Origin of the sequence: Enemella dayhoffiae (assembly GCF_002250625.1) — a bacterium.
Taxonomy (GTDB): Bacteria; Actinomycetota; Actinomycetes; order Propionibacteriales; family Propionibacteriaceae; genus Enemella; species Enemella dayhoffiae.
In genome coordinates, this window is record NZ_NMVQ01000012.1 from 358,033 (window position 1) to 383,819 (window position 25,787).

Genomic DNA, 25,787 nt, shown 5'->3' on the forward strand with positions numbered 1-25,787 from the left:
CACCGCGGGCGTTCCCACACCGGAGTATGGTTAGTTTTGTTAACTAATCTTGTGGAGGTGGCGGACGTGCCCGAACGGTCGTTGGCGCACGAGTTGCGAGTGGCGTGCATGCGGATCGCCCGCCGGGCCCGGCAGGAGTCGGGTGGGCTCACCCCGCACCTGTTCGCCGCCCTCGCCCCGCTGGAGACCGAGCCGCGAACCGCGACCTGGCTGGCCGCCCGGGAACAGGTCAGTGCCGCGTCGATGTCGCGTACGGTCAAGGAACTCGAGTCGCTCGGCCTGATCGCCCGCAGCGGTGACCCGCGGGACGGGCGGCAACGGGTGTTGACGGTGACCAAAGCGGGCCGGGAGGCGCTGGCCGAGTCACGGCGCCGCCGCAACACCTGGATGTGTCGCCAGCTCGAGGGGTGCAGCGAGGATGAGCTCCGGGTGCTCAGGGCGGCCAGCGAGATCCTGACCCGGATGACCGAGACCGCCGGGTCCTCGAGCGAACCCTCCGAGACCCGCGACGTGGTCGCCGGGGGGCGCCGATGAGTGTGTTCTCCTCGCTGCGGGTGCCCAACTATCGGCAGTACTTCTTCGGGATCCTGACCTCGAACACCGGGACCTGGATGGCCCGCACCGCCCAGGCGTGGCTGGTGCTGGTGGTGCTCACCCAGCACGACGCCCAGGCGCTCGGCGTGGTGACCGGGTTGCAGTTCCTGCCCATCCTGCTGTTGAGCGCCTTCGGCGGGGCACTGGCCGACCGCTTCCCGAAGCGGGTGCTGATGATCTGCACCCAGTCCGCGATGGCGTTGAACGCCGTGCTGCTCGGCGTCCTGGTCACCAGCGGGCACGTGCAGCTGTGGCACGTCTTTCTGTGCGCGCTGATCGACGGCACCGCCGCCGCGATCGACAACCCGGCCCGCCAGTCGTTCGTCTCCGAGATCGTGCCGACCGAGCAGCTGTCCAACGCGATCGGGCTCAACTCCGCCTCGTTCAACGCGGCCCGGCTGGTCGGGCCGGGGCTGGCCGGGGTGCTGATCGCGCTGTGGGGAACCGGTCCGGTGTTCTGGGTCAACGCGGTCACCTTCGCCGCGGTGATCCTGGCCCTGGCCACGATGCGCAGCGACCAGCTGAGTCCCGCCCCCCGCGCGGCCCGCGGGACCGGGGGCGTCCGCGAGGGGCTGCGCTATGTCCGGGCGCGGCCATACCTGCTGCTGATCATGGTGGTCGCGGCGATGGTGGGGCTGTTCGGGATGAACTATCAGCTGACCAACGTGATGATGTCGACGATGGTGTTCGGCCGGGGCGCGGTGGAGTACGGGATGCTCGGTTCGGTGATGGCGATCGGCTCGCTGACCGCGGCCCTGCTCGCGGCGCGGCGGCAGCGGCCCCGGCTGCGGCTGCTGATGGGAGCCCTGGCGGTGTTCGTGGTGTGCACCCTGCTCAGTGCGGTGGCGCCGAACTTCTGGGTGTTCACGCTGCTGTTGATTCCCTCGGGGCTGTCGGTGATCACGGTGATGATCACGTGCAACTCCTTGCTCCAGCTGACCAGCGACGCGACCTATCGCGGACGGGTGATGGCGTTGTACATGCTGGTGTTCATGGGCACCACCCCGATCGGCGCGCCGGCCCTGGGCTGGGTCGGGCAGCACCTCGGGGCACGCTGGACGCTCGGCATCGGCGGGATCGCGCTGGCGCTGACCTGGATCGTGATCGCGATCTATCTGGCCCGCGCCGAGGACCTGCACGTCCGCCTCGACCTGAGGCACCGCCCGTTCGTGGTGCTGCATCGGGGGCGGGTGACCGAGGACGCCGGCGAGAAGTTCGCCTGAGGGTCCGGCACATCCCTGGCCTACGCCGGCCGGAGAGTCTCCCGCAGGCGTACGCCCACCTCACTCTCAACCTCAACTCGACAGGTGACGCACCGATCGGTTGGGACCATACTGGCGCCCGGAAATCGGCTCGTCGACTGAAGGGTGCCATCCATGCTTCCCCGCCTGTTGCCCGGCATCGCGCTGACCAGCCTGGTGCTGCTGACCGGCCTGCTGCCGGCCCACGCCGCCCCGACTCCCGGACCCACCCCAGCGCCGACCGCCGCGCCGACCCGGCCAGCGCCCGCGGCGCGGACCTCGGTCAACCAGCTGCCGGTGCAGGCGGTGGATCGCGCGGCCGCACCGCGGGTCGAGGCGGCCGGGGAGCGACCGGCGGGGCGGGTGTCCGCCGCACTGCCGGCACGGCAGACGGCCCCCTTCTCGATGCTCGGCGTGACCTGGGCGCCGGGCTCGGCACCCGCGCCGCACGTCGCGGTACGCCTGCTGCAGCGCGGCGTCTGGAGCGACTGGCAGGAGCTGCACGCCGATCCGGACACCCAGACCGACGACCCGACGGCCCGGCCCGGGACCTCGCCCACCTTCGTCGGCGAGGCGACCGGCGTCGAGGTGCGCGCCGTCACCGAAGACAGCGAGCAGGCCCCGGCCGATCTCAAGGCCGTGCTGATCGACCCGAAGACGTTGGCCACCGACTCCGTCCCGACCACGCAGCCCCCGGCGACCACGCGAGCCGCCGCCGGGCAGGCACCGATGCCGACGGGAATCATCTCCCGCGCCGGTTGGGGCGCCGACGAGTCGCTCAAGTCCAGCTGCCCGGCCTTCAGCAAGACCGTCCACGCCGTGGTGGTGCACCACACCGAGGGCACGAACAACTACACCAAGGATCAGTCGGCCGGGATCGTGCGCGGCATCTACGCCTATCACGTGCAGGGCAACGGCTGGTGTGACATCGGCTACAACTACCTGATCGACAAGTATGGCCAGATCTTCGAGGGCCGCTCCGGTGGGATGACGATGCCGGTCAAGGGTGCCCACGCGGTGGACTGGAACACCGACACCATGGGCATCTCGCTGCTCGGTTCGTTCACCACCGAGCTGCCCCCCGAGGTCGCCCTCGATGCGGCCGTGCGGTTGAGCGCCTGGCGGCTGGCCGCCTATTACCGTGACGCGACCGCGCGGATCACCATCAACGGGGTCACCTCCAACGTGATCTCCGGGCACCGCCAAGTGGTGGCGACCGACTGCCCGGGTGAAGCCTTCTACAACTATCTGCCCACCTTCCGGCAGCGGGTGGTGAGCACGATGGGATCGATCAGCACCCCGATCAAGGCACGCTGGGACGCCCTCGGCGGGGCGGCCGGTCCGGCCGGCGAGCCTTACGTCGGTGAGGCCCCGATCGCCACCGGCCGGGTGACGCAGTTCACCAACTATGACATCTTCTCCGTCACCGGTGTCCGGACCAGCTTCACCAAGGGCGACATCAGGGCCAAGCACCGCCAGCTCGGCTCGGCGAAATCCTTCCTCGGCTTCCCGACCATCGACGAGGTCTGCGGATTGCGCGACGGCGGCTGCTACACCAACTTCCAGGGCGGCGCGATCCTCTGGTCCCCGACCACCGGGGCCCACCCCAACGCCGGGGCGATCCGGATGAAGTATGCCGACCTCGGTTTCGAGAACAGCACCCTGGGCTACCCGATCAGCGATGAGTTCTGCGGGTTGCGCGATGGAGGCTGCTTCCAGGACTTCCAGGGCGGCACGATCATGTGGTCGCCCAAGACCGGCGCGGTCGTCAACCGCGGCCCGATCCGCGCCGAGTATGGGGCCAAGAAGTTCGAGGCGGGACCGTTCGGTTGGCCGGTCGCCGACGAGGTGTGCTCCACCGACGGCTGCGTCCAGGACTTCCAGCGCGGTTCCATCCTGTGGTCCAAGAGCACCGGTGCGCGGACGGTCTGGGGGGCCATCGGGATCAAATATGCCGAGCTCGGTCGCCAGCAGGGCCCGCTCGGCTATCCCACCGGCGGTGAGGTGTGCGGCCGGGACGGCGGCTGCTATCAGCCGTTCCAGCGCGGCGTGATCCTGTGGTCCCCGCAGTCCGGGGCGCACCCCACCTGGGGCGCCATTCAAGAGACCTACGGCACGCTCGACTTCGAGCACGGCGTGCTCGGCTATCCGACCAGTGACGAATACTGCGGCCTGCGCGACGGAGGCTGCAACCAGAACTTCGCCGGCGGCGCGATCCTCTGGTCCCCGAGCACGGGTGCGCACGAGAACCTCGGCGCGATCCGGATGGAATATGCCCGGCTGGGCTACGAGAACAGCCGGCTCGGTTACCCGACCACCGGGGAGGTGTGCTCCAGTGCCGACCACTGCGAGCAGCGGTTCAGCGGCGGGCGGATCCTGTGGGATCGCGCGATCGGTGCCCGAGTAGGCTGACCCCCTCGCGGCGCGGCCGCCGGGCGTACGCCGACACCGACGCATGAAGCGACAGGAGGAACCGTGCTGGACTTCCACCACGACGAGCAGGCACACCAGTATCAGGTGTCGCAGGACGGACAGCGGGTCGGCCTGATCGACTATCGGTTGGCCGACCAGGTGGCCACCTTCACCCACACCGAGACCGACCTGTCGGTGCAGGGGCAGGGCATCGCCGGGAAGCTGACCCAGTTCGCGCTGGACGACGTCCGCTCCCGGGGTTGGCGGCTGGTGCCGCGGTGCCCGTACACCCGCAGCTTCGTCGAGCGCCACCAGGAGTACGCGGACCTGCTCGCGGACTGAGCTCTGGCTCAGGGGGCGCGGTGGTCCTTGGGCAGCCGCAGTCCGCTGCCGCGCAGTTCGAGGTCGGCGAGGTCGCGGATCACCTCGGTGTTGCCGGCGCGCCACTCCCCCACGGGGTCGTCGCTGATCCGGGCCAGTTCGTGCATGGGCTGGTTGGCCATCGCCCGCAGCGCGAACAGGTCCACGTCGGCGTCGTTGTCGATGAACCGCCGGGCGGCACTGGACGCCCGATGGAACCGCAATCGCCCCGGCAGCCAGACGGCCACCAGCACCGCCACCGGGATCAGCACCACGAGCAGGGCCACCACGGTGGCGAGTTGCTCGATGGCGGACGCCTGGTTGTTGGCCGAGGTGATGATGTCGTCCATCGACGTCGCCGCGGTGTCGAAAGGTTTGCGCAACTCCGAGCCGGCCACCGGAACCCCACCGGTGGACTGGGCCGCCGAGACGAACCCGTCGCGCACCCGAGTGGCGGCCGCCGCGGTCTGCCGAGCAGGCTCCGCAGCGGCCGAGACCACGGCGTGCACCCCGCGGGACACCAGGAACCACCCGACCGCCCAGAACACCATGAAGACGTCTGAGGCGACCTGGCGGGTCAGCTTCCAGGACGGGCGCGCATAGAAGGCCATGGGGCCAGTCTCCCGCACCGGCCCCAGCCTGGCGCCCACTAACCGACGGCACCGGGCACCAACTTCCAGCCACCGCGCTCGTTCTGCTGGACCAGACCGAGATCCTCTAGGTGTACTGACCGGACACGTTGATCGACTAGGTTTCAGTCCATGGGTGTCCAAGTTCCTTTCAGCGGTCCGGTCGAGATCCAGGCTGGGCTCTTGTGGAGAGAGTCCGTCGGCGATGTCCTCCGACAGGAGCGTGTGGGGCGAGGTGAGCGCTTGTCCGATGTCGCCGAACGAGCAGGCCTGTCGGCGCAGTACCTTTCCGAGATCGAGCGCGGGCTGAAGGACCCCTCTTCGGAGATGTTGCATGCCATCGCCGGTGCTTTGGAGCTAGAGGTTCCTGATGTGGCGCGCAGGGCCGCCAGTGTGCTGGAGGCCACGTTGGCCACGCCGGTGATGGTCTTGGCGGCCTGACGCTGCTCACAGCAGATCCGACCGCACGCAGGGCCAGCACCTGAGACGGTGGATGTCATGGACATTCTCCTTCTCGGCGGTACTGCCTTCCTCGGTCGTGAGATCGCGCGACAGCTCGTTGCTCAAGGCGATGCAGTGACATGCCTAGCGCGTGGCTCACAACCAGCACCAGCAGGCACCACGTGGGTGCAAGCCGATCGTGACGATCCCGACGCTCTCGCCGGGGTCTCCCAGCAGGTTTGGGACGCGATTGTTGACCTGACCCGTGAACCAGTGCACGCGGTCCGCGCCGCTGGCCAGCTGACGGCCAGGCACTTTGTGTACGTCTCTTCCGGGAGTGTCTACGCGGACTTCTCGACACCCGAGCAACAGGTCACTGCCCAGACGGTGCCACCCCTGGATCAGGAGCGGATGCAGGACCCAAGTCAGTACGGCCCTGCCAAGGTGGCTTGCGAGAACGCTTATCTGACGCTGAACCAGGCTGTGACGATCATCCGTTCCGGGTTGATTGGCGGCGGCGGAGACTGGACCGGACGCTCCGGTTACTACCCTTGGCGATTCGCCCACCCGACTGGTCCGGATGTTCTCGTGCCGGACCCGACCCAGCCGACCGCGATCCTGGATGTGCAGGACCTCGCCGCCTGGATCACGCACTGCATCCACGAACGCGTGACCGGAATCTTCAATGCCGCGGGATCGTCCACAACCCTGAAAGAGGTATACCAGCAGTGCAAGACTCTGACTGTCTCTCAAGCGACCATTCGGGTCGTCGAGGACCAACAGCTTCTCGCTGAGGGCATCCAACCCTGGATGGGACCCCGATCACTGCCTTTGTGGATTCCCGAGCCGAGCCTGAGATTCGTGGCCACCCTGGACTGTGGCCCAGCCCGGGCAAAGGGGTTTCAGACAAGACCGCTGACTCAGACGTTGGCAGCCGCGCTGCAGTATGAAGAGCGGCGCTACGATCCCCGTCAAGCGGGTCTCACTGACGATGACGAAGAGGCCCTCCGACGGGCGCTCGGCTAGTTGTACTGACCGGAGACGTTGATCGAAGGCCGTTTGCTCGCTAGAGGAGGCGGCGCAACATCTCGTTGAGCTGGGACGCCTCGGTGCCGGTGAGGTCTTGCAGTAGCTCCGCTTGCGCCGAGTCGACTGCCTTCTCGATCTCGCCCAGTCGTTGCATCCCCTGCTCTGTCAGTGCTATGAGGTTTCGTCTCGAATCGGCGGGGTCCTCTGATCGAGTGGCCGACCGCTCTTCGATCAGGCTGCGAGTCCTTTCCGCGACGTCCTTCTTGTCGATACCAAGTCGGGTGCCCAGCTCCGCCTGGCTACAGGGGCCGAACTCCGCGAGGGCGCACAGCAAGGCGTACTCGTACCGGCCGGCGTCAACGGACGCAAAGGCCTGTCTGCTCAGCCGGGCGGCCACCGTTGCGACGTGGGTGATGAGCCAGGTTGGCGTGTTCAGCAGCCGCTGCGGGGGTGAGGCTTCCATGAGACTCCTTGCGTTGGTGTCACCAACAATCTATGTTGTTGGTGACACCAACGATACGGGGTGACGGTTGAGTAGGTCTTCGAGGCCGTGGATGGTCCTGGCTAGCGTGGCGTGCGCGCAACTGATGATCGGGGTGGACGCCACTATACTTTCTGTTGCGTTGCCGGAGATGGCCGGCGACCTGGGCTTGGGGCCGTCGGCGGCGGCGTGGGTCATGGCGGGGTACGTCTTGGCGGCGGGATCGCTGATGATCCCGGCCGGCAGGGTGTGGCTATGGAGGTCTCGTTCAACACCGAGTGGAGGTTGTTTCGACACCGCTCGGTTCGTGAGCTGCCCCGGTGTTGGTGAGTTTCGACATCACTCCTGAAGTGGGCAGGCACGGATGGACGTGCAGTTCGGGTCGGGCTCAGCCGTGGCTCGGTAGCGGTCGGCGACTGCGTCTGCCCGAGCGTGCAGGGAAGCGCGCAGTTCGGGCGGGGCGAGCGCTTCAGCGTTGGTGCAGAGCTGCCACAGCGCCCACTCTGCGTGCCAGAGATCTTGGAAGGTGACTTCGAGGCGTAGCCAGCCGTCCGGTTCGGCCTCCTCGGCGCGTACGGCTTCTGCCATGTCGAGGAGGTCGTCCCGGCGCGCCGGGCTCACACGTACCTGGACGGAGATGTGGCCCTCGGACAGGAATTCGGCGCACCGTTGTGCCCAGATGTGTTCGAGGTCGACCTGATCTGGTCGCTGGGCTGGTTCGACAAGCTCTTCGGCGGCGTGGATCCGCGATACTCGCATGGTCCGGTCGGTGCCGGACTCGGCGGCCAGTAAGTAGCCCTTGTCTCGCACGGTGACCAGGCCGATCGGGTCCACTGTGTGCCATTGGGGTGGCTGGCCGCGCGAGGCGTAGTGGATCCGCAGTTTGCGTCCGGCGAGGACCGCGCGTCGCACCACCATCAACGTGGCGTCGGGCAGCTCTTCCTGGCTCAGGCGACGGGAAAGTAGGTCGGTCTCGGGGTTGACGAGGAACCGTTGTGCCGCGTTGGTCGCGGCGACCTGGTGGCCTTCGGGGAGGGCGTCAACGATCTTCCGCATTGCTGAGGCGAGAGCCGTCCCAAGTCCGAAGATCTGCTCGCCTGGCCTCGAGCCAGCGGTGAGCAGCGCGAGTGCTTCGTCGTTGTTGAGGCCCGTGAGCTCGGTCCGGAACCCAGGTAGGAGTGCGTACCCACCGTGCCGGCCACGTTCGGCATAGACGGGGACGCCGGCCGCGGAAAGCGCTTCGATGTCGCGCAGGACGGTGCGCGGGGAGACCTCGAGCTCTTTGGCCAGGGCATCCGCGGTCAACTGGCCGCGCTGACGCAGCAGCAGGACCAAGGACACCAGCCGGTCAGCTCGCACGACGAAGACGTTACCTGAATACCTGACACAAGGTGTCATGATTCAGCGTCAGGGTGGTTACGCGCCGCCGAACCGCGGCGACGCCCGAATGCGGGCAACCCCGATGGAATCTGATTGGAGCTGATGTGGCAATCGAACGAGTGGCCGTCAACCCGGTGACGTGGTCGGTGGAGATGGGGTTCAACCAGGGCGAGGTGATCACCGGCCACACCCGGACGTTGTACTGCTCTGGGCAGACCGCGATGGGAGCCGACGGAACTCCTCAGCATGAGGGAGACATGGCAGCACAGGTTGCGTTGAGCCTGGACAACCTGGAGGCGGTGCTGGCCGCGGCCGACATGTCACTGGCCAACCTCGTGCGGCTCAACGTGTACACCACCGACGTCGACCTGCTCTTCCAGCACTACGGAGTGCTGGCGTCGCGGCTGGGAGCAGCCCAGGTAGCGCCGACCACCACCATGCTCGGCGTGACACGGCTGGCGATCCCCGGCCAGATGATCGAGCTGGAAGGCACCGCGGTCGCCTGAGCGACCCCTGCTGCCCGCTCCGGTCACCGTCGGCGCGGGCAGGCAGGCAGGGAGGGGTGATCGCTGATGCACCAGCTGAGGACGATCGGGGTCTACGGCTTCGATGCCTCGTCGTTTCTGGACAGCCTGAACAAGGGCGGGGTCAGCATGCTGCTCGATGTGCGACAGCGTCGCGGCGTGCGAGGCACCCAGTACGCCTGGGCCAACTCGCAGCGATTGCAGGCCTCGCTTGCCGCCGCCGGGATCGGGTACTGGCATCACCGCGACCTGGCCCCCACCACCGAGCTGCGTCAGCTTCAGTATGCCGAGGACGCCCGCCAGGGTGTCGCAAACGCACCCGCCGTGAGCTCGCCCCGCGTACGTCGACCGCTACACCGCTGAGGTCCTCGCCCACGCCGACCTCGAGCCGATCGTGTCGGCGCTGCCGAGCGTCGGAGCAGCGGCCTTGTTCTGCGTCGAGCGCGATCCCGAGGCCTGTCACCGTTCCTTGATTGCCCAGCGATTGGCCGAGCAGCAAGGCGTGACGGTCGGGCATCTGCGTCCGCGGTGAGGAGCACTTGGCAGGGGTTGGGCGATGGTGCGGGTGGTTCTCGCGTTGCGCTGTACGCAGCGATCCGCCGCGATGCCCGTGCCGGGATGTCGAACCGCGCTCTGCAACGCAGGCACCGGGTCGGATACCGCACCGTCACGGCCGCACTGAACTCCGCCTGGCCGGAACCACGAAAGGCACCGCCGAAGCGTGGCTCCCGCCTGGACCCGTACCGGGCCATCATCGACGGCTGGCTCCGTGGCGATCTGGATGCCCCGAGGAAGCAGCGGCACACCGCGAAGCGGATCTTCGACCGCCTCCTGGACGAACATCACGCCATCGAGGTGTCGTACTGGATGGTGCGCGAGTACGTCGCCATCCGGCGCCGCGAGATCCGGATCGAAGCGGGTCGGGAACCCCCCAACACGTTCATCCCTCAAGAACACCTGCCGGGGCGGGAGGCCGACGTCGACTTCGGTGAGGTCGCGATCCGGCTGCGCGGGGAACTGGTCACCTGCACGTTGTTCAGTCTTGCTTGTGACGGCAATCGGGTAATCCGCCTCGTGGTTGAACAATGCGCCCCTCCAACGTCTCGTCAGACAACCACAAGATACGGCCTGGGGTCGACATCGCTGGGCCCCTACACGTTCACCATCGATCAACGTCTCCGGTCCGTACATCTAGAAGGCCATGGGGCCAGTCTCCCGCACCGGCCACAGCTTGGCGCCCACTAACCGACGGCACCGGGCACCAACTTCCAGCCACCGCGCTCGTTCTGCTGGACCAGACCGAGATCCTCGACCTCGGCCAGCGCGTCGAGGACGCTCATCAGGTCCAGTCCGCAGCGGGCGGACAGCTCACCGGCACTGAGTCCGCCGCGCCCGGGCACCGCCTCAAAGACGGTCCGCTGCACCTCGTCCAGTCCGTCCAGCAGCCGGCCCCGGCCGCGCTCGATCGGCAGCAGGCTCTGCCCCATCGGGGCCACCAGCTCGCACACCTGGTCGGCGTTGGTGACCAGCTCGGCCTCCTTGTCGCGGATCATCTTGTGCGGGTTGGCCGAGACCACCGAGGTGACCGGACCTGGTACCGCCATCAGGTGCCGCCCGAGCCCCTGGCCCCAGTTCATCGTGTTGCGGGCGCCCGAGCGCATCCCCGCCTCGACCATCACCGTGCCCAGGGACAGCGCGGCTATCAGCCGGTTGCGGCCGAGAAAGCGAATCCGGGTGGGGTGCTCCCCCGGCGGCAGCTCGGAGCAGATCAGCTGCTCGGAGCGCAGCTGCTCGAACAGCCGGTTGTTGCCCCTCGGATAGCCGACCTCGACCCCGTTGGCGAGCACGGCCACCGTCCGCCCGGAGGCGGCGATCGCGCCGCGGTGGGCGCAGGCGTCGATCCCGTATGCCCCGCCGGAGACCACGGTGCGGCCGCGGCCCGCCAGGTCGGCGGCGAGATCGGCGGCCACCGACTCGCCGTAACTGGTGGAGGCCCGTGAGCCGACGATGGCGACCGAGTCGTGGCACCACTCGGCCAGATGCCCCGGGCCCAGCAACCAGACCCCGAACGGGGCGCCCGCGAGCCGGTGGTCGGGCACCCCCACCCCGGCCAGGTCGTCGAGCTGGTCGGGCCACTCGGAGTCGCCCGGCACCACGAAGCGGGCGCCGTGCTGCTCGGTGTGGCGCTGCACGACCTGCAGCCGCACCTGCGCCGCCCGCCGGCCCCAGGGGGTGTCCCGGAGTGCTCCGGACAGGGAGTTCCACACCGCAACCGCTCCCTCGGCCTCGACCAGCGCGGTCAGCGCCGGGTCGGCCGGGTCGCTGGCGCAGCACAGGCCCATCCGGGCCCAGCGTTCGGCATCGGCCACCTCGCTCACTGGACTCATGCCGCCTCCGTGCTCGGTGCGATCTCGCCGCGCCGCAGGGCGATCGAGCGGCGTACCTCGGTCCGGGTCGGGGCCGCGAGCCCGGCCAGGTCGGCCAGGGTCCAGGCGATCCGCAGGCACTTGTCCACCCCACGGGAGGACAGCCGGCCGCGCAGCACGGCCTGGTCATAGTCCTCGTAGCCCTGGGGCAACGGCAGCCGGGTGCGCAGATAGGGGCCGGGCACCTCGCCGTTGGTGCGCCACCCGGTGCCCAGCAGGCGGTGCCGTTGCCGGTCGCGGGCAGCCAGCACCCGCTCCAGCACCTGGGCCGAGGTCTCGGCGTCGCCGTCGGGCTGACGCAGGGATCGGCGTACCGGCATCAGCCGCTGCTGAATGTCGATCCGGTCCAGAATCGGGCCCGACACGCGACCGCGGTAGCGACGGACCGCGTGCGGTGCGCAGTGGCAGTTCCCACCGGGGGTGTCGGCCATCCCGCACGGGCACGGGTTCGCCGCCAGCACCAGCTGGAACTGGGCCGGAAAGCGGGCCTGGTGCTGGGTACGCCCCAGCAGCACCGTGCCCGACTCGAGGGGGGTGCGCAGCGACTCCAACGCCTTGTTCGGGAACTCCGGGGCCTCGTCGAGAAAGAGCACCCCGCGATGGGCGAGCGAGATGGCGCCGGGCCGCAGCATCCGCCCGCCGCCACCGATCAGACTGCCCACCGACGCGGAGTGGTGCGGGTCGGCGTACGGCGGACGCAGGCTGAGCTGATCGGGGACCTCGGCGCCCGCCATGCTGCGGACGGCGGCCACCTCGAGCGCCTCGACCGCGCTGAGGTCGGGCAGCAGGGTGGACAGCCGCTCCGCGAGCATGGTCTTGCCCACCCCCGGTGGGCCGTGCAGATAGAGGTGGTGCCTGCCCGCGGCCGCGACCTCCAGCGCCCAACGGGCCTCGGGCTGGCCCATCACGTCGGCCAGGTCCTTGGTCGCGGCGCCCGCGTCGCTCGCACTGCTGGGGGCTGGCTCGGGTTCGGGCACGGGCTGGCCGTGCAACAGGTCGACCAGCTCGGCGACCGTGGCCACCCCGCGACAGCGCATCCCTGAGACCAGCCGGGCCTCACCGAGCTGCTGGCTGGGCACCACGGCCCGCTCGATGCCGTGCAACCGGGCCGCCAGCAGCGCCGGCAGCACCCCGCGCACCGGGCGTACCCGACCGTCCAGACCGAGCTCCCCCATCAGCACCACCCCCTCCAGGGCCGCTGCCGGCACCACCTCGGCCGCCGCCAGCACACTGGCGGTGATGCCGAGGTCGTAGTGGCTGCCCGCCTTGGGCAGGGTCGCCGGGGTCAGGTTGATGGTGAGCAGGGAGTCGGGCCAGCGGAACCCGGCACTGGCGACCGCCGCCTTGCAGCGATCCCGGGATTCATAGAGCGAGGTGTCCGGCAGGCCCACCAGCACCGTGCGGGGCAGGCCAGCACCGGTGTGTGCCTGGATCTCCACCAGTTCCCCGTCCATCCCGATCAGGGCCACCGAACAGGCCCGGGCCAGCGCCATCAGCCGATCCCCTGCACGTGCGTGACCTCGGGGGCGTACCCGGGTCGTTTCAGGATGCCGATCGCATCCAGCCGGACCCGGACGCCACCGGTCGGGTGTTCCTCCAGCCAGGCACCCGCCAGACGACGGAGCCGCCGCACCTTGGCCACGGTGATCGCCTCCAGCGGAGTGCCGAATCCGGTGCCCGTACGCAGTTTCACCTCACAGAACACCAGCGTGGAATCGGGGGCCTCCCCGTCCAGCGCGACGATGTCCACCTCGCCGTGGCGGCACCGCCAGTTCCGGTCGAGGATCACCAAACCCGCCGCGGTCAGGTGAGCCACCGCCAGCTCCTCGCCGCGGGCTCCCAGCCGCTGTCTGCTCCCAGTCATACCGGCACCATGCGGAGCTGGCGCCGAATCGTTCACTCAGAGTCAGTCACCTGTGGACAGTGCTTGGTGGGCAGTTCGGGTTGTGGACAACTTCTTGGTGGGGGGTTCTTCCCCTCGACACGCGCGGCACTGCTCGGCTCCGCTGCGCATGCCGCGCCGCTCGGGGAGCGTTACTTGGGGACCTCGAGGTCGTTGTGGGCGATCTCCTCGATGGAGACGTCGCGGAAGGTGAGCACCTTGGCGCTCTTCACGAACCGGGCCGGGCGGTACATGTCCCAGACCCAGGCGTCACCCATCGAGACCTCGTAGTAGACGTCGCCGCCCTCGGTGCGCACCTTGAGGTCGACCGCGTTGCAGAGATAGAACCGGCGTTCGGTCTCGACCGCATAGGTGAAGATGCCGACGACGGACTTGTACTCCTTGTAGAGCTGCAGCTCCAGCTCGGACTCATACTGCTCAAGGTCTTCGGCGCTCATGGTTCCGCCACTCTAGCGCCGATCGTCCGGGACACGTTCTCGTAGCGCATCCGGTGTTCGGGGCAGGGCCCCAACTCGTCCAGGTGCCGCTGGTGCAGCGGGGTGCAGTAGCCCTTGTGCACCCCGAACTCGTACGCCGGATGGACCCGGTCCAGCTCGGTCATCATCCGGTCCCGGGTGACCTTCGCGATCACCGAGGCCGCTGCCACGCAGGCGGCCACCCGGTCGCCCTTCCAGACGGCCAGCCCGGGCACCCCGAGTCCGTCCACCGGAAACCCGTCGGTGAGCACGAATCCGGGCACCGCCCCCAGGCGGCCCAGGGCTCGGCGGAGTGCGGAGATGTTGGCCACGTGCATGCCGAGCCGGTCGCATTCGCCCGGCGACACCTCGACCACGGCCCAAGCCAGCGCCTTGTCGAGGATTTCGGCGTACGCCCGGTCGCGGGCGGCGGCGGTCATCAGCTTGGAGTCCTTCAACCCGCAGATCTGTCGCGAGCGGCCGTCCCCGAGGATCACCGCGGCCGCGACCAGCGGTCCGGCGCAGGCCCCGCGGCCGGCCTCGTCGGCGCCGGCCACGGGCCCCAGACCCGCTCGGGCCAGGGCGCGCTCGTAGCCGTAGAGGCCGGCGTCCCGGCGTACCACGAATCGTTTGCCGGAGCCGGACATCAGCAGCCCTCCGAGACCTGCACCACCACTGGTTCGGGGGGCGGGGCCTGCTGCGGTGGCGGGATTCCGGCGAAGATCTGCGGGGTCTCCAGTCGTTGGAACCGGCTGAACGGGCTGGCGATCAGCACCACCGAGCCGACCACGTCGGAGATCGGCACGAACGCGGGCGTACCGGCCTTGCCGCCGTTGGTGGACACGTCCTGGAGGTGGCAGCGGGAGTCGCCGGAGTTGGACCGGTGGTCGCCCAGGACGAAGATCCGATCGGCCGGGACGACCACCTCGAACGGCTTCTCCGCGGGCTTGTTCCGGCCACCGGAGTCGGAGTAGAGATAGGCGGTCTCGTCGAGCGGATAGCCGTTGACGCTGACCCGGCCGAGCTTGTCGCAACACTTGACCCGGTCCCCCGGCATGCCGACCACCCGCTTCACCAGGTGTTCGTCGCCGGAGTCGGGCAGCAGTCCGACGAACTCCAGGCCCTTGCGGACCGGGCCGGGGGCCGGCGCGGCGTCGGGGCCGAGCCAGTGGTTGGAGTCGGTGAACACGACGATGTCCCCGCGGCGGAATTCGAGCACCCGCTGGGCGATGATCTTGTCGTTGACCTGCAGGGTGTTCTCCATCGACTCCGAGGGGACCTCAAAGGGCTGGAACACGAAGCTGCGCAGCAGGGTGGTCACCACCAGTGCGCCGACGATGATGATCGCCAGTTCACGCGCGGTGCCGAGGATCTTCTGGCGCAGGGTCCGGGGGGCTTCCTGCTTCTTGTCCCGGGTACGCCGGCCGCTCCCGCTCCGCTCGGCGCCCCGCTTCGGCGTACGCTCCGCGCGGCTCGAGCCCTTCGGCGTGGGCTCCGCGCGGCTCGAGCCCTTCGGCGTACGCTCCGCGCGGCTCGAGCCCTGGGGTGTGCTGGAGCGTGGCGGGGCCGCCCGTCGAGGTCCGGCCGCCGTCTCGGTCTGCGCGGGGCGCGGGGACGGCACCGCCCCAACCGCGGGTACGCCGAGCGGGCGCCCCGCCTGGTGCGGGGGCTGGGTCGGCGCGGTGAACAGGCCGCTTCGGGGCAGCGTCCGGTCCCGACGGTCGGTGGCGTCCAGTTCTTCGGGCTCGAACGGGCGAAAGGCCGTCTCGGAATCGGGGTCGGCCGTCCCGGGGGCTCGCTGGGGGTCCAGCCAGGGCGGTGGTGCGGTGGCGTCCTCGAGGGCCCTCCGCGGCCGGGCCGGGCCCCGCACCACGGTCCGGTCCGGGTCGTCGGCGGACTCGGCGCCGAGCGGTCCCTCCCAGAAGCCGGATCGCGAGGACGGCTGGCTCAACGGCGTACTCCCTGTCGGTACACGGTTCGATCAGGTGCCACGCGGTCGGCGTGGACGCCTGCCAAACTACCCGTCGCAGCGACCACTGGGGCCCCGAGCGCGACTCAGTTGTCGCGCTTCTCCTTGATCTTGGCCGCCTTGCCGGACAGGCCGCGCAGGTAGTAGAGCTTGGCGCGGCGGACGTCACCGCGACGGTCGACCTCGATCTTGTCGATGATGGGGCTGTGCAGCGGGAAGGTACGCTCCACGCCGACACCGAAGCTGACCTTGCGGACGGTGAACGCCTCGGAGATGCCGCCGCCGTTCTTGGCGATGACCACGCCGGTGAAGACCTGGATTCGGGAGCGGTTGCCCTCGACGACGCGGACGTGCACCTTGACGGTGTCTCCGGCGCGGAAGGAGGGGTGCTCGGTCCGCAGCGCGGACTGGCCGATCTCACCGATCAACTTGCTCATGTTCAGGTCCTTGCCGGTGCCACAGGTCACCTGCTCGAAGTAGTCGAAGGGCTGCCCCCGCGAGCGATCCCCCTGTGGCAGGAGTCGCGGTCGGGCAACAGCGATACATTCTGCCACAGCCGGGCCCGGGTGCCCAATCGACTGCGCTGGCCCCACGGCGCATCCGGGTACGCTGGGCCGCGTGCTGAAGCCGCCTGCCCTGATTGCCCTGTCCGCCGCCGTGGTTCTCGTGCTCGGCGGCTGCACCGGGTCGGGTCCGAAGGCACCAGATCAGCCGGGCGGGGTGCCGACCGAGCTGCCCCAGCCCCCGCACACCGAGTTGCCCGCCCCAGCCCCGACCACGCAGCCCCCGGCGGGATCCGTGGCGATGACCGCGCTGCCCGGTGCGGCCGAGCTGCCGGGTTGGACCGAGGGCCAGTCGGCCACCGGGGGCGGCAAGGAGCAGCTCAGTGTCTGCCAGCAGAACCGGTGGGAGTCGGCGGGCGCGAACTCGATCGTGCACCGCAGCTTCAGCCGGGGCGGCGATCGGGCGGTGGTGCTGGCGATGAGCTTCGACACCCCGGCGCTGGCCAGCCAGGCGTACCAGACCACCCAGGGCTGGTTCGCCGGGTGCGCGGCTCCCCTGGCGGCCCGAGGCGATGGCGCGAATCAGACCCTGCGGGCCCGCCCGGTGCTGGTCGACAACGGCCGGGCCGAGGTCACCGAGTGGAACTGGACCAGCGGCGGCAAGCAGCAGAACGAGGCCCAGGGGCTGACCCAGGTCGGCAACCGGATCCAGGTCGTCGCCCTCACCGGCCCCCAGGCCGCGGCCGGCGTCGAGAAGCTCCTCCCCACCGCCGCCCGCAAGCTGGCCAGTTGAATCCCAGACCAGGCGTACCGTCCGCACTCCCGCACGGTCCCTCTCGCAACCCACCGGCGACAGGCGATGCACTCCCGCCCCACCCCGTGTGAGCAAGGGCGCACTGCAGAAATGATCGGGCCCCCAGCAACCCGCGCCCTGGGAGCGTCCCCCCCCGGCTGGCAGCGTCCCCTGGGCTGGGAGCGTCCCCTGGGCTGAGTGCGCCAGCATGTGCGACCAAAGGGGGCGTCCCGTGGGCTGAGTTGGCGAGCCCGAGGACGAAATCCGTGCGCCGACCCGCAGCGATCACCTCACCGCGCCCGGATTTCAGCCGAAGCGAACCAACTCAACACGACCGTTCGCGCGCGGAGCGCGCAATCCAACACGACCGTTCGCGCGCGGAGCGCGCAATCAAGAACGCGTGAGCGCCTTGAACAGGTCGCGGTTGAGCCGGGAGATGCTCTCCAGTGGGATCCCCTTGGGGCAGACAGCGGTGCACTCACCGATGTTGGTGCAGTTGCCGAACCCCTCGTCGTCGTGCTGGGCGACCATGCCGAGGACGCGGCTCCAGCGCTCCGGCTGGCCCTGCGGGAGCAGGCCCAGGTGTGCCACCTTCGCCGAGGTGAACAGCATCGCCGAGCCGTTCGGGCAGGCCGCGACACAGGCGCCGCAGCCGATGCAGGTGGCGTTGTCGAAGGCGTGGTCGGCGTCCACCTTGTTGACCGGGGCGACGTGCGCGTCCGGGGCGGTGCCGGTCGGTGCCGAGATGTAGCCGCCGGCCTGGATGATCCGGTCGAAGGCGGAGCGGTCGACGACCAGGTCCTTCAGCACCGGGAAGCCCTCGGCCTTCCACGGCTCAACGGTGATCGTCGAGCCGTCGGTGAACTCGCGCATGTGCAGCTGACAGGTGGTGGTCTGATAGGTGGTCTCACCGCGACCGTGGGCCACGCCGTTGATCACCACACCGCAGGCGCCGCAGATCCCCTCGCGGCAGTCGGAGTCGAACGCCACCGGCTCCCTGCCTTCGAGGGTGAGCTGCTCGTTGAGCAGATCCAGCATCTCCAGGAAGGACATGTGGTCCGAGACCCCGTCGAGGTCGTAGGACTCCATCCGACCCCGGGACTCGTTGTTCTTCTGGCGCCAGATGCGCAGGGTGACCTTCACTTGTAACTCCGTTGCTTCAGCTCGATGTATTTGTACTCAAGCGGCTCCTTGTGCAGCACCGGCTGCCGGCCACCGGCGCCGAACTCCCAGGCACCCACATAGAGGAACTCGTCGTCGTGGCGCAGCGCCTCACCGTCCTCGGTCTGCGACTCGGCGCGGAAGTGCCCGCCGCAGGATTCGCGCCGGTGCAGGGCGTCCACGCACATCAGCTCACCCAGCTCGAGGAAGTCGGCGACCCGGCCGGCCCGCTCGAGAGTCTGGTTCAGCTCCTCGGCCTCACCGGTCACCTTTACATCCGACCAGAACGCCTGCTTCAGGTCGCGGATCAGGCCGATCGCCTTGCGCAGACCCTCCTCGGTACGCTCCATACCGCAGTATTCCCACATGATTCTGCCGAGCTCCTTGTGGAAGGAGTCGACGGTCCGCGAACCCTGGATCGACATCAGCTTCTGCACCCGGTCCTGCACCGACTTGACGGCCTCGGCAACCTCCGGGGTGTCGGCGCCGACCTTGTCGTGCTTCACGTCGGCCAGATAGTTCGCCAGCGTGTTCGGCAGCACGAAATAGCCGTCGGCCAGCCCCTGCATCAGCGCCGAGGCACCGAGCCGGTTGGCGCCCTGGTCGGCGAAGTTGGCCTCCCCGATCACGAAAAGTCCGGGCACGTTGGACATCAGGTCATAGTCGACCCACAGGCCACCCATCGTGTAGTGCACCGCCGGATAGATGCGCATCGGCACCTCGTAGGGGTTCTCCCCGGTGATCTGCTGGTACATGTCGAACAAGTTCCCGTACTTCGATTCGACCGCCTTGCGGCCCAGCCGGTCGATCGCGTCCGCGAAGTCGAGATAGACCCCGCGCCGCCCCTGGCCGGCCAGCTCCGGGCCGACACCGCGGCCCTCGTCGCACATGTTCTTGGCCTGTCGGGAGGCGATGTCGCGCGGCACCAGGTTGCCGAAGGAGGGATAGATCCGCTCCAGGTAGTAGTCGCGGTCCTCCTCAGGGATCTGGCGCGGGTCCTTGTCGCAGTCCTCACCGCGCTTGGGCACCCAGATCCGGCCGTCGTTGCGCAGCGACTCCGACATCAGGGTCAGCTTGGACTGGGTGTCGCCGGACTGCGGGATGCAGGTCGGGTGGATCTGCGTATAGCACGGGTTGGCGAAGTAGGCCCCCTTGCGGTGCGCCCGCCAGGTGGCAGTGACGTTGCAGCCCATCGCGTTGGTGGACAGGAAGAACACGTTGCCGTAACCGCCGCTGGCCAGCACCACCGCGTCGGCGGTGTGTGACTCGATCCGGCCGGTCACCATGTCGCGGGTGACGATGCCGCGGGCGCGGCCGTCGACGACGATCAGCTCGAGCATCTCGTGGCGGGTGTACATCGTGACGGTCTTGGCGTTGATCTGCCGCTCCAGCGCCTGGTACGCCCCGATCAGCAGCTGCTGCCCGGTCTGGCCGCGGGCATAGAAGGTGCGCGAGACCTGTACGCCGCCGAAGGAGCGGTTGTCCAGCAGGCCGCCATATTCGCGGGCGAACGGTACGCCCTGGGCAACGCACTGGTCGATGATTTTGACCGACACCTCGGCCAGCCGGTACACGTTGGTCTCCCGGGAGCGATAGTCACCGCCCTTGACGGTGTCGTAGAACAGCCGGTGCACCGAGTCGCCGTCGTTGCGGTAGTTCTTCGCGGCGTTGATGCCGCCCTGGGCGGCGATCGAGTGGGCCCGGCGCGGGCTGTCCTGATAGCAGAACGCCTTCACCTGATAGCCGGCCTCACCCAGGGTGGCGGCGGCCGAACCGCCGGCCAGGCCCGTGCCGACGATGATCACCGACAGCTTGCGGCGGTTGGCCGGGTTGACCAGCTTGGCCTCGAACTTGCGCTGCTCCCACATCTCGGAGATCGGTACGGACAGCGGGGCGCTGGTGTCGGCGATGTCCTCGCCGAGGGCGTACAGGTCGTCCCCGTCGAGGCTGGAGCCGACGCCACTCGGCGCGTTCACCGACGAGTCGTCGGAGTTCATCAGCTCGGACTGGGCCTCGACCATGGACTGCTCCTGGGTCTGCGGCTCCTCGAGAACCTTGTCGGAATCGGTCACAGCTTGATCCAATCGAGTGCGATGGCCACCGGGCCGGACAGGAAGCCAACCACGAGCAGCAGGGCGATCAGGATGGCCACCGTGTTCCAGGTGGCGCGGGCCTTGGGCGAGGTGTTGGCGCCCAGGGTGGCGAAGGCGCTCCAGAATCCGTGCCGCACGTGCAGCCCGACCGCGATCATCGCGATCGCGTAGCTGAGCAGCACCAGCGGGTTGTGGAAGCTCTGCACCACGCGCACGAACGGGGTGGTGGCCGCCGGGGCGGTGTCGATCACCACGACGGTGAAGTTGAGGATGTGATAGATCACGAACAGCAGCAGCACCACGCCGCCCCAGCGCATCGTGTAGGAGGCGTACGAACGCTGGATGGAGCGCGAGTTGGCGTACCGCTTGGCGCCGCCGGTCGCCTTCCGGTCCCGCGACCACAGGGTGAACGCCGACCACATGTGCACCAGGATCGCCGCCAGCAGCACCACGCGGACGATCCACAGCATGCCCTCGTAGGGCAGGATCGGCTCGCCGATCACCCGCAGGTGATGGGCGTACTCGTCGAACGCGTAGGTGTCGGTTCCCGGCACCTTGCCGGCGAAGATCTTCAGGTTGCCGTACATGTGCAGCAGCAGGTATCCGATCATGACCAGACCGCTGACCGCCATCCAGAACTTCCGCATCACCGTTGAGCGGGCGGCCCGCTGCTGCACGGTCAGGGTTGGAGTCATTGTCGCCACAGAGTCACCATATTCCTCTTCCGACACCCCCGTCCAAGGACGCGCGAGCAACGAGACATATGTCACGTCGACCAGCGGTAACCGGTTCGCTAACCGGGTGGGCTCAGCTGCAACCGGAGGTCGGCTGACCGGTCTGCGGGACCGAGCAGTAGGCCTGGCCGGGCAGGAAGCCGGGGGTGTTGAGGGTCAGCTCCCCCACCGTGACCAGGGTGACTCCGCGGGCCCGCAGCTGGGTGACCAGCTCCGGTACGGCGGCGCCGGTGCTCGGGTGGATGTCGTGCATCAGCACGATCGAGCCCGGTTTGTCGGCCCCCTTCACCGCCTCGGCGACGGTCTTGGCGGTGTCGCGGTGCTGCCAGTCGCGGGTGTCCACGTTCCACATCACCAGTGACTCCCCGGCGGCGCCGATCACCTTGTCGGTGGCCTTGTTGTGCACGCCGCTGGGCGGGCGCATCATCAGCGGAGCCCGGCCGTAGACCTTCACCATCTCTTCTGCGGTACGCCGAATCTCGGCGTTGGCGAGCCGATCGGCCGAGAGCTGGGTCATCGTCGGGTGGCTCCAGGTGTGCCCGGCGATCTCGTTACCCGCCGAGGCCACCTGGCGGCCGGCCTCGGGGGCGGCCTGCAGCATCCCGCCGAGCTGGAAGAAGGTGGCCGGCGCCTTCGCGGCGAGCAGCCCCTCGACCACCAGGTGGGTGCTGGGTCCGGGTCCGTCGTCGAAGGTGAGGGCCACGCAGGTGGTCCGCGCGCAGTCCACGCCGACGGTGGTGGCGGGCCGTGGGATCTGGTTCAGCGCGCTCGGTTGCGGGGCCGGTTGGGCGCCGGGCTCCGGCGGCGGGAGGGTCCCGTCGAAGACGCCCGGGTTGGTCGAGGCGGTGAGGGCGCGTCGGCCGAACTCCGAGAGCAGCGGACGGACGGCCTGGCCGGGCACCTGCAGCACGACCTGCCCGTCGGCGACGCTGCCGGCGGCGAAGGTGGCGACCAGGTCGCCGTTGGCGGCGAACCCGAGCGCGGGACCGCGACCCTGGGGTGCGGGCGCGTCGTCGAGGGCCCGCGACAGCCGGATCGGGTCGAGTCCGCCGGCGACCTCGGCCACCGCGTTCTTGAACGAGCCCCACTGATCGGCCGCGATCAGCACCGGGGAGGAGGACACCCGGCCGCTGCCCGCGTCAAACCAGACGGTCGAGGAGCTGGCGATCGGTGCCGGGCCACCCGACTGCTGGGCGGTGACGAGTACGCCGAGGACGCCGTTGCCGGCGGCCACCAGTTGCCAGTTGACCTTCGCCTCGCGGGCTCCGGCCCAGGCGGCGTCGCGCAGCGCCCGGTCGCGCAGTACGCCGGTGGCGGTGGTCAGGTGGCGGGCCGAGGCGAAGGTGGGCACCTCGGCGCGGATCCCGCGGCCGGGGTCGAGGTAGGTGTCGGTGGACATGCCGCGCACCAGGGCCCCGTCGGCCTTGCTGTAGCGGGCCGGCAGGTCGGTGGCGGAGACGGTGCCGGGTTGCGGGGCGGAACCTCCGGGGCGTACCCCCTGGGAGACGGCGCACCCGCCCAGGGCGAGCACCAGGGTGCTCAGTCCGACCGCTATCCCCCGCCAACCCACAGCACGCCTCACTCTCGCGAATTCCGTCGCGCCCACCACGCGCGATGCGGTCATGCTAGGTCGACACGGCCGGCGCTTCGGGGTGACACGAGGGGCATCACCGAAAATTCACAACTGTCACATCCGCCTCAGCGGTGTGCGGCGCCCGCCGACGGGTTCAGCGGTGGCCCCACTCGTCCTGCAGGGCGGTGCTCGGCACCAGCAGGGCCGGAGAGGAGGTGAACTGCTCCGCCATCAGCAGCCCGGTGTCCGGCACCCACAGCGGGATCACCGGCAGCTCGGTGGCCAGCAGCTCGGCCACCTCCCGGAACGCCTGCTGCCGCGCGGCGGGCTGGGACTCGGCGGTGCCTCTGGCGAGCAGCCGGTCCAGCGTCGGGTTGCAGTAGCCGCCGGGGTTCGGACCGTTCGGATCCCCCGCGGTGGCGCAGGACACCCACGCCGTGATCACCGACGGCTCGGGTGAGGGCATCAGGTGGGTCTGGATCACCGCGTCCACCTGGGGGTCGGCGAGCACCCGGGCCCGTTCGTCGGGGAGCCGGAGCTGCACGGTGGCGTCCACCCCGACCGCGCGCCACTGTTCGGCGACGGCGTTCCAGACGGCCGGGTTGGTGTCCGCGGTGAGCGCGACGATGCGCAGCGGGGTGCCGGGTTTCCAGCCGGCCTGCTGCAGCAGCGCGCGGGCCCGCTCGGGGTCCTTGCGGTAGCGCTGCTCGGGCAGCGTCGCCCAGTCGGGGGCGAACAGCAGCGAGTCGCTGACCCGGGCGTTGCCCGCCGCGTGGGTCTGGATCAGCCCCTCGCGGTCGAGGGCGTGGAGCAGCGCCTGCCGGATCCGCGGGTCCGGGAGCCGCCCGCGCAGCCCGGTCAGCCCGAGCACCTGGTTGCCGGGGGCCTGCTGGTTGCGATAGCCGGGGACCTGTTCGCCGACCGCGGTGGTCGGCAGGTCGGCGGCGAACTGCAGGGTGCCGTCGCGGAGCCGGTCCAGCGCCTGTCCGGGGGCCACCGGTACGCCGATGACCTGGGTCAGCCGGGTGTAGGGCTGCACCTGCGGGTTGGGTTTGAGCACGACGCGCCCGTCGTTCTCCCAGCGGTCGAACAGATAGGTGCCGGAGCCCACCCTGGGGGCGGCGAACGCCTTCGGGTCGCTGAGGTCCTGGCCGCGATAGACGTGGGCCGGGAGCACCATCAGCTGGGTCAGGTGGTCGATGTAGAACGGGTTCGGGGCGACCAGGTCGAGCACCAGGCTGCGGTGGGAGTCGGCGACCAGCCCGGACACCCGGTCGGCGCGCCCCTCGGCGTACTCGCTGGCCCCCTTGATCTGGCGCAGAGCCGATGCCAGCGGGGATCGGTTGGCCGGGCGCAGGTGCTGCTCGATGGTGAACACCACGTCGGCCGCGGACACCCGGGTGCCATCGCTCCACGCCTCGCGGTCGAGGGTGATGATCAGCCGGGAACCGGCGTCCACGGTCCCCCAGCTCTCGGCCAGCCGCGGCACCATCCGCCCGTCCGCGGACACCAGCAGGGTCTGGAACTGGGCCCCGGCCAGCATCGACTCGGCGGTGTCGGCCCCGGCGAACGGGGTGAACGAGGACACCCGCTCGGGCAGCTGGAAGGCGACCTGGCCGGCCGGTCCGGACTTGATGGCCCGCGCGCTGGCGGCCACGCTGGGGCGTACCGGGGAGCAACCGGTGAGCACCAGCAGCATCGTGAGCACACCCGCCAACGCCACCCTGCCGCGCATCGTCCGCGTCGCCCCTCTTTCTCAACCGGTATCGCTCAGCGGCCGCACACCCCGGTGCGGCCGCAGTCATCCTACGGGTCTCAGCCCAGCAGATCGGGGCGGCGCCGCCGGGTCAGCTCGATCGCCTGTTCCCGCCGCCACTCGGCAATCCGCGCGTGATGGCCCGAGAAGAGCACCTCGGGCACGTCCAGACCGCGCCAACTCGGCGGTTTGGTGAAGACCGGATATTCCAGCAGGCCGTCGTGGCCCTGGCTGTGCGACTCCTCGGTGAGCGACTCGGGATTGCCGATCACCCCGGGCAGCAGCCGCACGATCGCCTCGATCATCACCAGCGCGGCCACCTCACCGCCGTTGAGCACATAGTCGCCGAGGCTGAGCTCGCGCACGGTCATCCGCGCGCGGGCGTGCTGCACCACGCGGGCGTCGATCCCCTCGTAGCGGCCGCAGGCGAACACCAGGTGCCCGGCTTCGGCGAGGGCGTACGCATCCGGCTGGCGGAATCGGTCCCCCGACGGGCTGGGCACGACCAGGGTGGTCTCGGGGGTGCACAGCTCATCGAGGGCGGCCCCCCACGGCTCGGGCTTCATCACCATCCCCGCGCCACCGCCGTAGGGGGTGTCGTCGACGGTGTGGTGGCGGTCGTGGGTCCAGCGACGCAGGTCGTGTACGCCGAGTCCGACGGTGCCGGCGGCGATCGCCTTGCCGACCAGCGACAGCTGCAGTGGCGCGAAATAGTCGGGGAAGATCGACACCAGGTCCAACCGCAGCAACGGCTTCCCGGGCTCAGTCATCGAGGTCCTCCAGCAGCCCGGCGACGTCGGCGAGGCGGCAGAAGCCCGCGGCCGGGTCGACCTCGGGCACCAGGGCGGTGACGAACGGCACCAGCCGGGTGGCGCCGGCGGTGGTGCGGATCTCCAGCAGGTCCTGGGCGCCGTGCTGCACCCGGGTCACCCGCCCGGCCGGGGTGCCGTCGGCCAGGCGCACCTCGAGCCCGACCAGGTCGCGGTCCCAGTATTCGTCGGCCTCGGCCGGCGGCTCGTCGGCGGGCACATCGGCGACCAGGATGGTGCCGCGCAGTTCCTCGGCGGCGTTGCGGTCCTCGACCCCGGCCAGTCGGACCAGCAGCCGACCCGAGTGCCAGCGCGACCCGGCGACGGCGACCCGACGCCCCCCGTCCTCGGCGCGCAGCTCGGCACCGGGGGTGAAGCGGCGGTCGGGTTCGTCGGTCAGCGGCTCGACGGTGAGCTCGCCGCGAATCCCGTGCGCCCGGCCGATCCGGCCGACGCGCACCTCGACGGTGGACTGGTCCTCAGGCATGAGCGCAATCCTCCCCCACGGTGGCTGAGCCTGT

Annotated in this window: 28 protein-coding genes; 11 read left to right on the forward strand and 17 right to left on the reverse strand. The window is 69.6% G+C overall.

Annotated elements, in window-relative coordinates; translation table 11 throughout:
* Positions 1 to 57: 57 nt before the first annotated feature.
* The 4 genes from CGZ93_RS09685 (at position 58) to CGZ93_RS09700 (ending at position 4,589) form a co-directional block, all read left to right on the forward strand.
* Positions 58 to 534, forward strand: a complete 477-nt coding sequence (locus tag CGZ93_RS09685; protein WP_141211157.1) for a MarR family winged helix-turn-helix transcriptional regulator — start codon at positions 58 to 60, stop codon at positions 532 to 534.
* Positions 531 to 1,817 carry an MFS transporter gene (locus CGZ93_RS09690; RefSeq protein ID WP_094363899.1) on the forward strand — a complete coding sequence of 429 codons (1,287 nt, stop codon included), beginning with the start codon at positions 531 to 533 and terminating at the stop codon, positions 1,815 to 1,817. Before CGZ93_RS09685 ends, CGZ93_RS09690 begins: the two co-directional genes overlap by 4 nt.
* Positions 1,818 to 1,970: 153 nt before the next feature.
* Positions 1,971 to 4,247, forward strand: coding sequence for an N-acetylmuramoyl-L-alanine amidase (locus tag CGZ93_RS09695; RefSeq protein ID WP_094363900.1), 2,277 nt, complete (start codon positions 1,971 to 1,973; stop codon positions 4,245 to 4,247).
* 63 nt (positions 4,248 to 4,310) lie between these two features.
* Positions 4,311 to 4,589: a GNAT family N-acetyltransferase gene (locus CGZ93_RS09700; protein WP_094363901.1), complete on the forward strand. Its 279-nt coding sequence runs from the start codon at positions 4,311 to 4,313 to the stop codon at positions 4,587 to 4,589.
* Between the two features lie 8 nt (positions 4,590 to 4,597).
* On the opposite strand, the gene CGZ93_RS09705 is transcribed toward CGZ93_RS09700, so the two are convergent.
* Positions 4,598 to 5,218: a hypothetical protein gene (locus CGZ93_RS09705; protein WP_094363902.1), complete on the reverse strand. Its 621-nt coding sequence runs from the start codon at positions 5,216 to 5,218 to the stop codon at positions 4,598 to 4,600.
* Positions 5,219 to 5,368: 150 nt separating this feature from the next.
* Here CGZ93_RS09705 and CGZ93_RS19750 point away from each other — a divergent pair, with 150 nt between their 5' ends.
* Positions 5,369 to 5,677, forward strand: a complete 309-nt coding sequence (locus CGZ93_RS19750; protein WP_094363903.1) for a helix-turn-helix domain-containing protein — start codon at positions 5,369 to 5,371, stop codon at positions 5,675 to 5,677.
* 57 nt (positions 5,678 to 5,734) lie between these two features.
* Positions 5,735 to 6,703, forward strand: a complete 969-nt coding sequence (locus tag CGZ93_RS09715) for an NAD-dependent epimerase/dehydratase family protein (RefSeq protein ID WP_094363904.1) — start codon at positions 5,735 to 5,737, stop codon at positions 6,701 to 6,703.
* A gap of 40 nt (positions 6,704 to 6,743) precedes the next feature.
* On the opposite strand, the gene CGZ93_RS09720 is transcribed toward CGZ93_RS09715, so the two are convergent.
* Positions 6,744 to 7,169, reverse strand: a complete 426-nt coding sequence (locus CGZ93_RS09720) for a MarR family winged helix-turn-helix transcriptional regulator (RefSeq protein ID WP_094363905.1) — start codon at positions 7,167 to 7,169, stop codon at positions 6,744 to 6,746.
* Positions 7,170 to 7,526: 357 nt separating this feature from the next.
* Positions 7,527 to 8,546 carry a helix-turn-helix transcriptional regulator gene (locus CGZ93_RS09725; protein WP_094363906.1) on the reverse strand — a complete coding sequence of 340 codons (1,020 nt, stop codon included), beginning with the start codon at positions 8,544 to 8,546 and terminating at the stop codon, positions 7,527 to 7,529.
* Positions 8,547 to 8,677: 131 nt separating this feature from the next.
* Here CGZ93_RS09725 and CGZ93_RS09730 point away from each other — a divergent pair, with 131 nt between their 5' ends.
* The 4 genes from CGZ93_RS09730 (at position 8,678) to CGZ93_RS20080 (ending at position 10,336) form a co-directional block, all read left to right on the forward strand.
* On the forward strand, positions 8,678 to 9,073 hold the full coding sequence (locus CGZ93_RS09730; protein ID WP_094363985.1) for a RidA family protein: 396 nt from the start codon (positions 8,678 to 8,680) through the stop codon (positions 9,071 to 9,073).
* Positions 9,074 to 9,139: 66 nt separating this feature from the next.
* A complete protein-coding gene (locus CGZ93_RS09735) occupies positions 9,140 to 9,454 on the forward strand; it encodes a DUF488 family protein (RefSeq protein WP_229117330.1) in 315 nt (104 codons plus the stop codon).
* Between the two features lie 31 nt (positions 9,455 to 9,485).
* Positions 9,486 to 9,623, forward strand: a complete 138-nt coding sequence (locus CGZ93_RS20075; protein ID WP_407643935.1) for a hypothetical protein — start codon at positions 9,486 to 9,488, stop codon at positions 9,621 to 9,623.
* A gap of 17 nt (positions 9,624 to 9,640) precedes the next feature.
* The gene (locus CGZ93_RS20080) at positions 9,641 to 10,336 is read left to right on the forward strand and encodes a hypothetical protein (protein WP_407643936.1); all 696 of its coding nucleotides are present in this window, start codon (positions 9,641 to 9,643) and stop codon (positions 10,334 to 10,336) included.
* Here CGZ93_RS20080 and CGZ93_RS09745 read toward each other — a convergent pair.
* From CGZ93_RS09745 to rplS, 7 genes are all read right to left on the reverse strand, one after another.
* Complete coding sequence (locus CGZ93_RS09745) at positions 10,333 to 11,478, reverse strand: DNA-processing protein DprA (RefSeq protein WP_094363907.1); 1,146 nt, start codon at positions 11,476 to 11,478, stop codon at positions 10,333 to 10,335. The genes CGZ93_RS20080 and CGZ93_RS09745 overlap by 4 nt on opposite strands.
* On the reverse strand, positions 11,475 to 13,010 hold the full coding sequence (locus tag CGZ93_RS09750) for a YifB family Mg chelatase-like AAA ATPase (protein ID WP_094363908.1): 1,536 nt from the start codon (positions 13,008 to 13,010) through the stop codon (positions 11,475 to 11,477). Before CGZ93_RS09750 ends, CGZ93_RS09745 begins: the two co-directional genes overlap by 4 nt.
* Positions 13,010 to 13,381, reverse strand: coding sequence for a YraN family protein (locus tag CGZ93_RS09755; protein WP_094363909.1), 372 nt, complete (start codon positions 13,379 to 13,381; stop codon positions 13,010 to 13,012). The genes CGZ93_RS09750 and CGZ93_RS09755 overlap by 1 nt, the downstream gene beginning before the upstream one ends.
* Before the next feature lie 170 nt (positions 13,382 to 13,551).
* A complete protein-coding gene (locus CGZ93_RS09760) occupies positions 13,552 to 13,857 on the reverse strand; it encodes a DUF2469 domain-containing protein (RefSeq protein ID WP_094363910.1) in 306 nt (101 codons plus the stop codon).
* The gene (locus tag CGZ93_RS09765; protein ID WP_094363911.1) at positions 13,854 to 14,522 is read right to left on the reverse strand and encodes a ribonuclease HII; all 669 of its coding nucleotides are present in this window, start codon (positions 14,520 to 14,522) and stop codon (positions 13,854 to 13,856) included. Before CGZ93_RS09765 ends, CGZ93_RS09760 begins: the two co-directional genes overlap by 4 nt.
* On the reverse strand, positions 14,522 to 15,826 hold the full coding sequence (gene lepB, locus CGZ93_RS19415) for a signal peptidase I (protein WP_229117331.1): 1,305 nt from the start codon (positions 15,824 to 15,826) through the stop codon (positions 14,522 to 14,524). The genes CGZ93_RS09765 and lepB overlap by 1 nt, the downstream gene beginning before the upstream one ends.
* A 104-nt stretch (positions 15,827 to 15,930) precedes the next feature.
* Positions 15,931 to 16,281: a 50S ribosomal protein L19 gene (gene rplS / locus CGZ93_RS09775; protein WP_094363987.1), complete on the reverse strand. Its 351-nt coding sequence runs from the start codon at positions 16,279 to 16,281 to the stop codon at positions 15,931 to 15,933.
* 181 nt (positions 16,282 to 16,462) lie between these two features.
* Between rplS and CGZ93_RS09780 the strand changes: the two genes are divergently transcribed.
* A complete protein-coding gene (locus tag CGZ93_RS09780) occupies positions 16,463 to 17,140 on the forward strand; it encodes a hypothetical protein (protein ID WP_094363912.1) in 678 nt (225 codons plus the stop codon).
* Between the two features lie 390 nt (positions 17,141 to 17,530).
* Here CGZ93_RS09780 and CGZ93_RS09785 read toward each other — a convergent pair whose 3' ends face one another.
* From CGZ93_RS09785 to rimM, 7 genes are all read right to left on the reverse strand, one after another.
* Positions 17,531 to 18,283: a succinate dehydrogenase/fumarate reductase iron-sulfur subunit gene (locus CGZ93_RS09785; RefSeq protein ID WP_094363913.1), complete on the reverse strand. Its 753-nt coding sequence runs from the start codon at positions 18,281 to 18,283 to the stop codon at positions 17,531 to 17,533.
* A complete protein-coding gene (locus CGZ93_RS09790; protein ID WP_094363988.1) occupies positions 18,280 to 20,298 on the reverse strand; it encodes a fumarate reductase/succinate dehydrogenase flavoprotein subunit in 2,019 nt (672 codons plus the stop codon). The genes CGZ93_RS09785 and CGZ93_RS09790 overlap by 4 nt, the downstream gene beginning before the upstream one ends.
* Positions 20,299 to 20,369: 71 nt before the next feature.
* Entirely contained in the window at positions 20,370 to 21,089 is a 720-nt protein-coding gene (locus CGZ93_RS09795; protein ID WP_094363914.1) for a succinate dehydrogenase cytochrome b subunit, read from the reverse strand.
* A gap of 112 nt (positions 21,090 to 21,201) precedes the next feature.
* Positions 21,202 to 22,710: a polysaccharide deacetylase family protein gene (locus CGZ93_RS09800; RefSeq protein WP_176451712.1), complete on the reverse strand. Its 1,509-nt coding sequence runs from the start codon at positions 22,708 to 22,710 to the stop codon at positions 21,202 to 21,204.
* A 145-nt stretch (positions 22,711 to 22,855) separates the two neighbouring features.
* Entirely contained in the window at positions 22,856 to 24,436 is a 1,581-nt protein-coding gene (locus CGZ93_RS09805) for an ABC transporter substrate-binding protein (RefSeq protein WP_094363916.1), read from the reverse strand.
* Between the two features lie 80 nt (positions 24,437 to 24,516).
* Positions 24,517 to 25,227, reverse strand: coding sequence for a tRNA (guanosine(37)-N1)-methyltransferase TrmD (gene trmD, locus CGZ93_RS09810; RefSeq protein ID WP_212753208.1), 711 nt, complete (start codon positions 25,225 to 25,227; stop codon positions 24,517 to 24,519).
* On the reverse strand, positions 25,220 to 25,753 hold the full coding sequence (gene rimM / locus CGZ93_RS09815) for a ribosome maturation factor RimM (RefSeq protein WP_094363917.1): 534 nt from the start codon (positions 25,751 to 25,753) through the stop codon (positions 25,220 to 25,222). The genes trmD and rimM overlap by 8 nt, the downstream gene beginning before the upstream one ends.
* Positions 25,754 to 25,787: the final 34 nt, after the last annotated feature.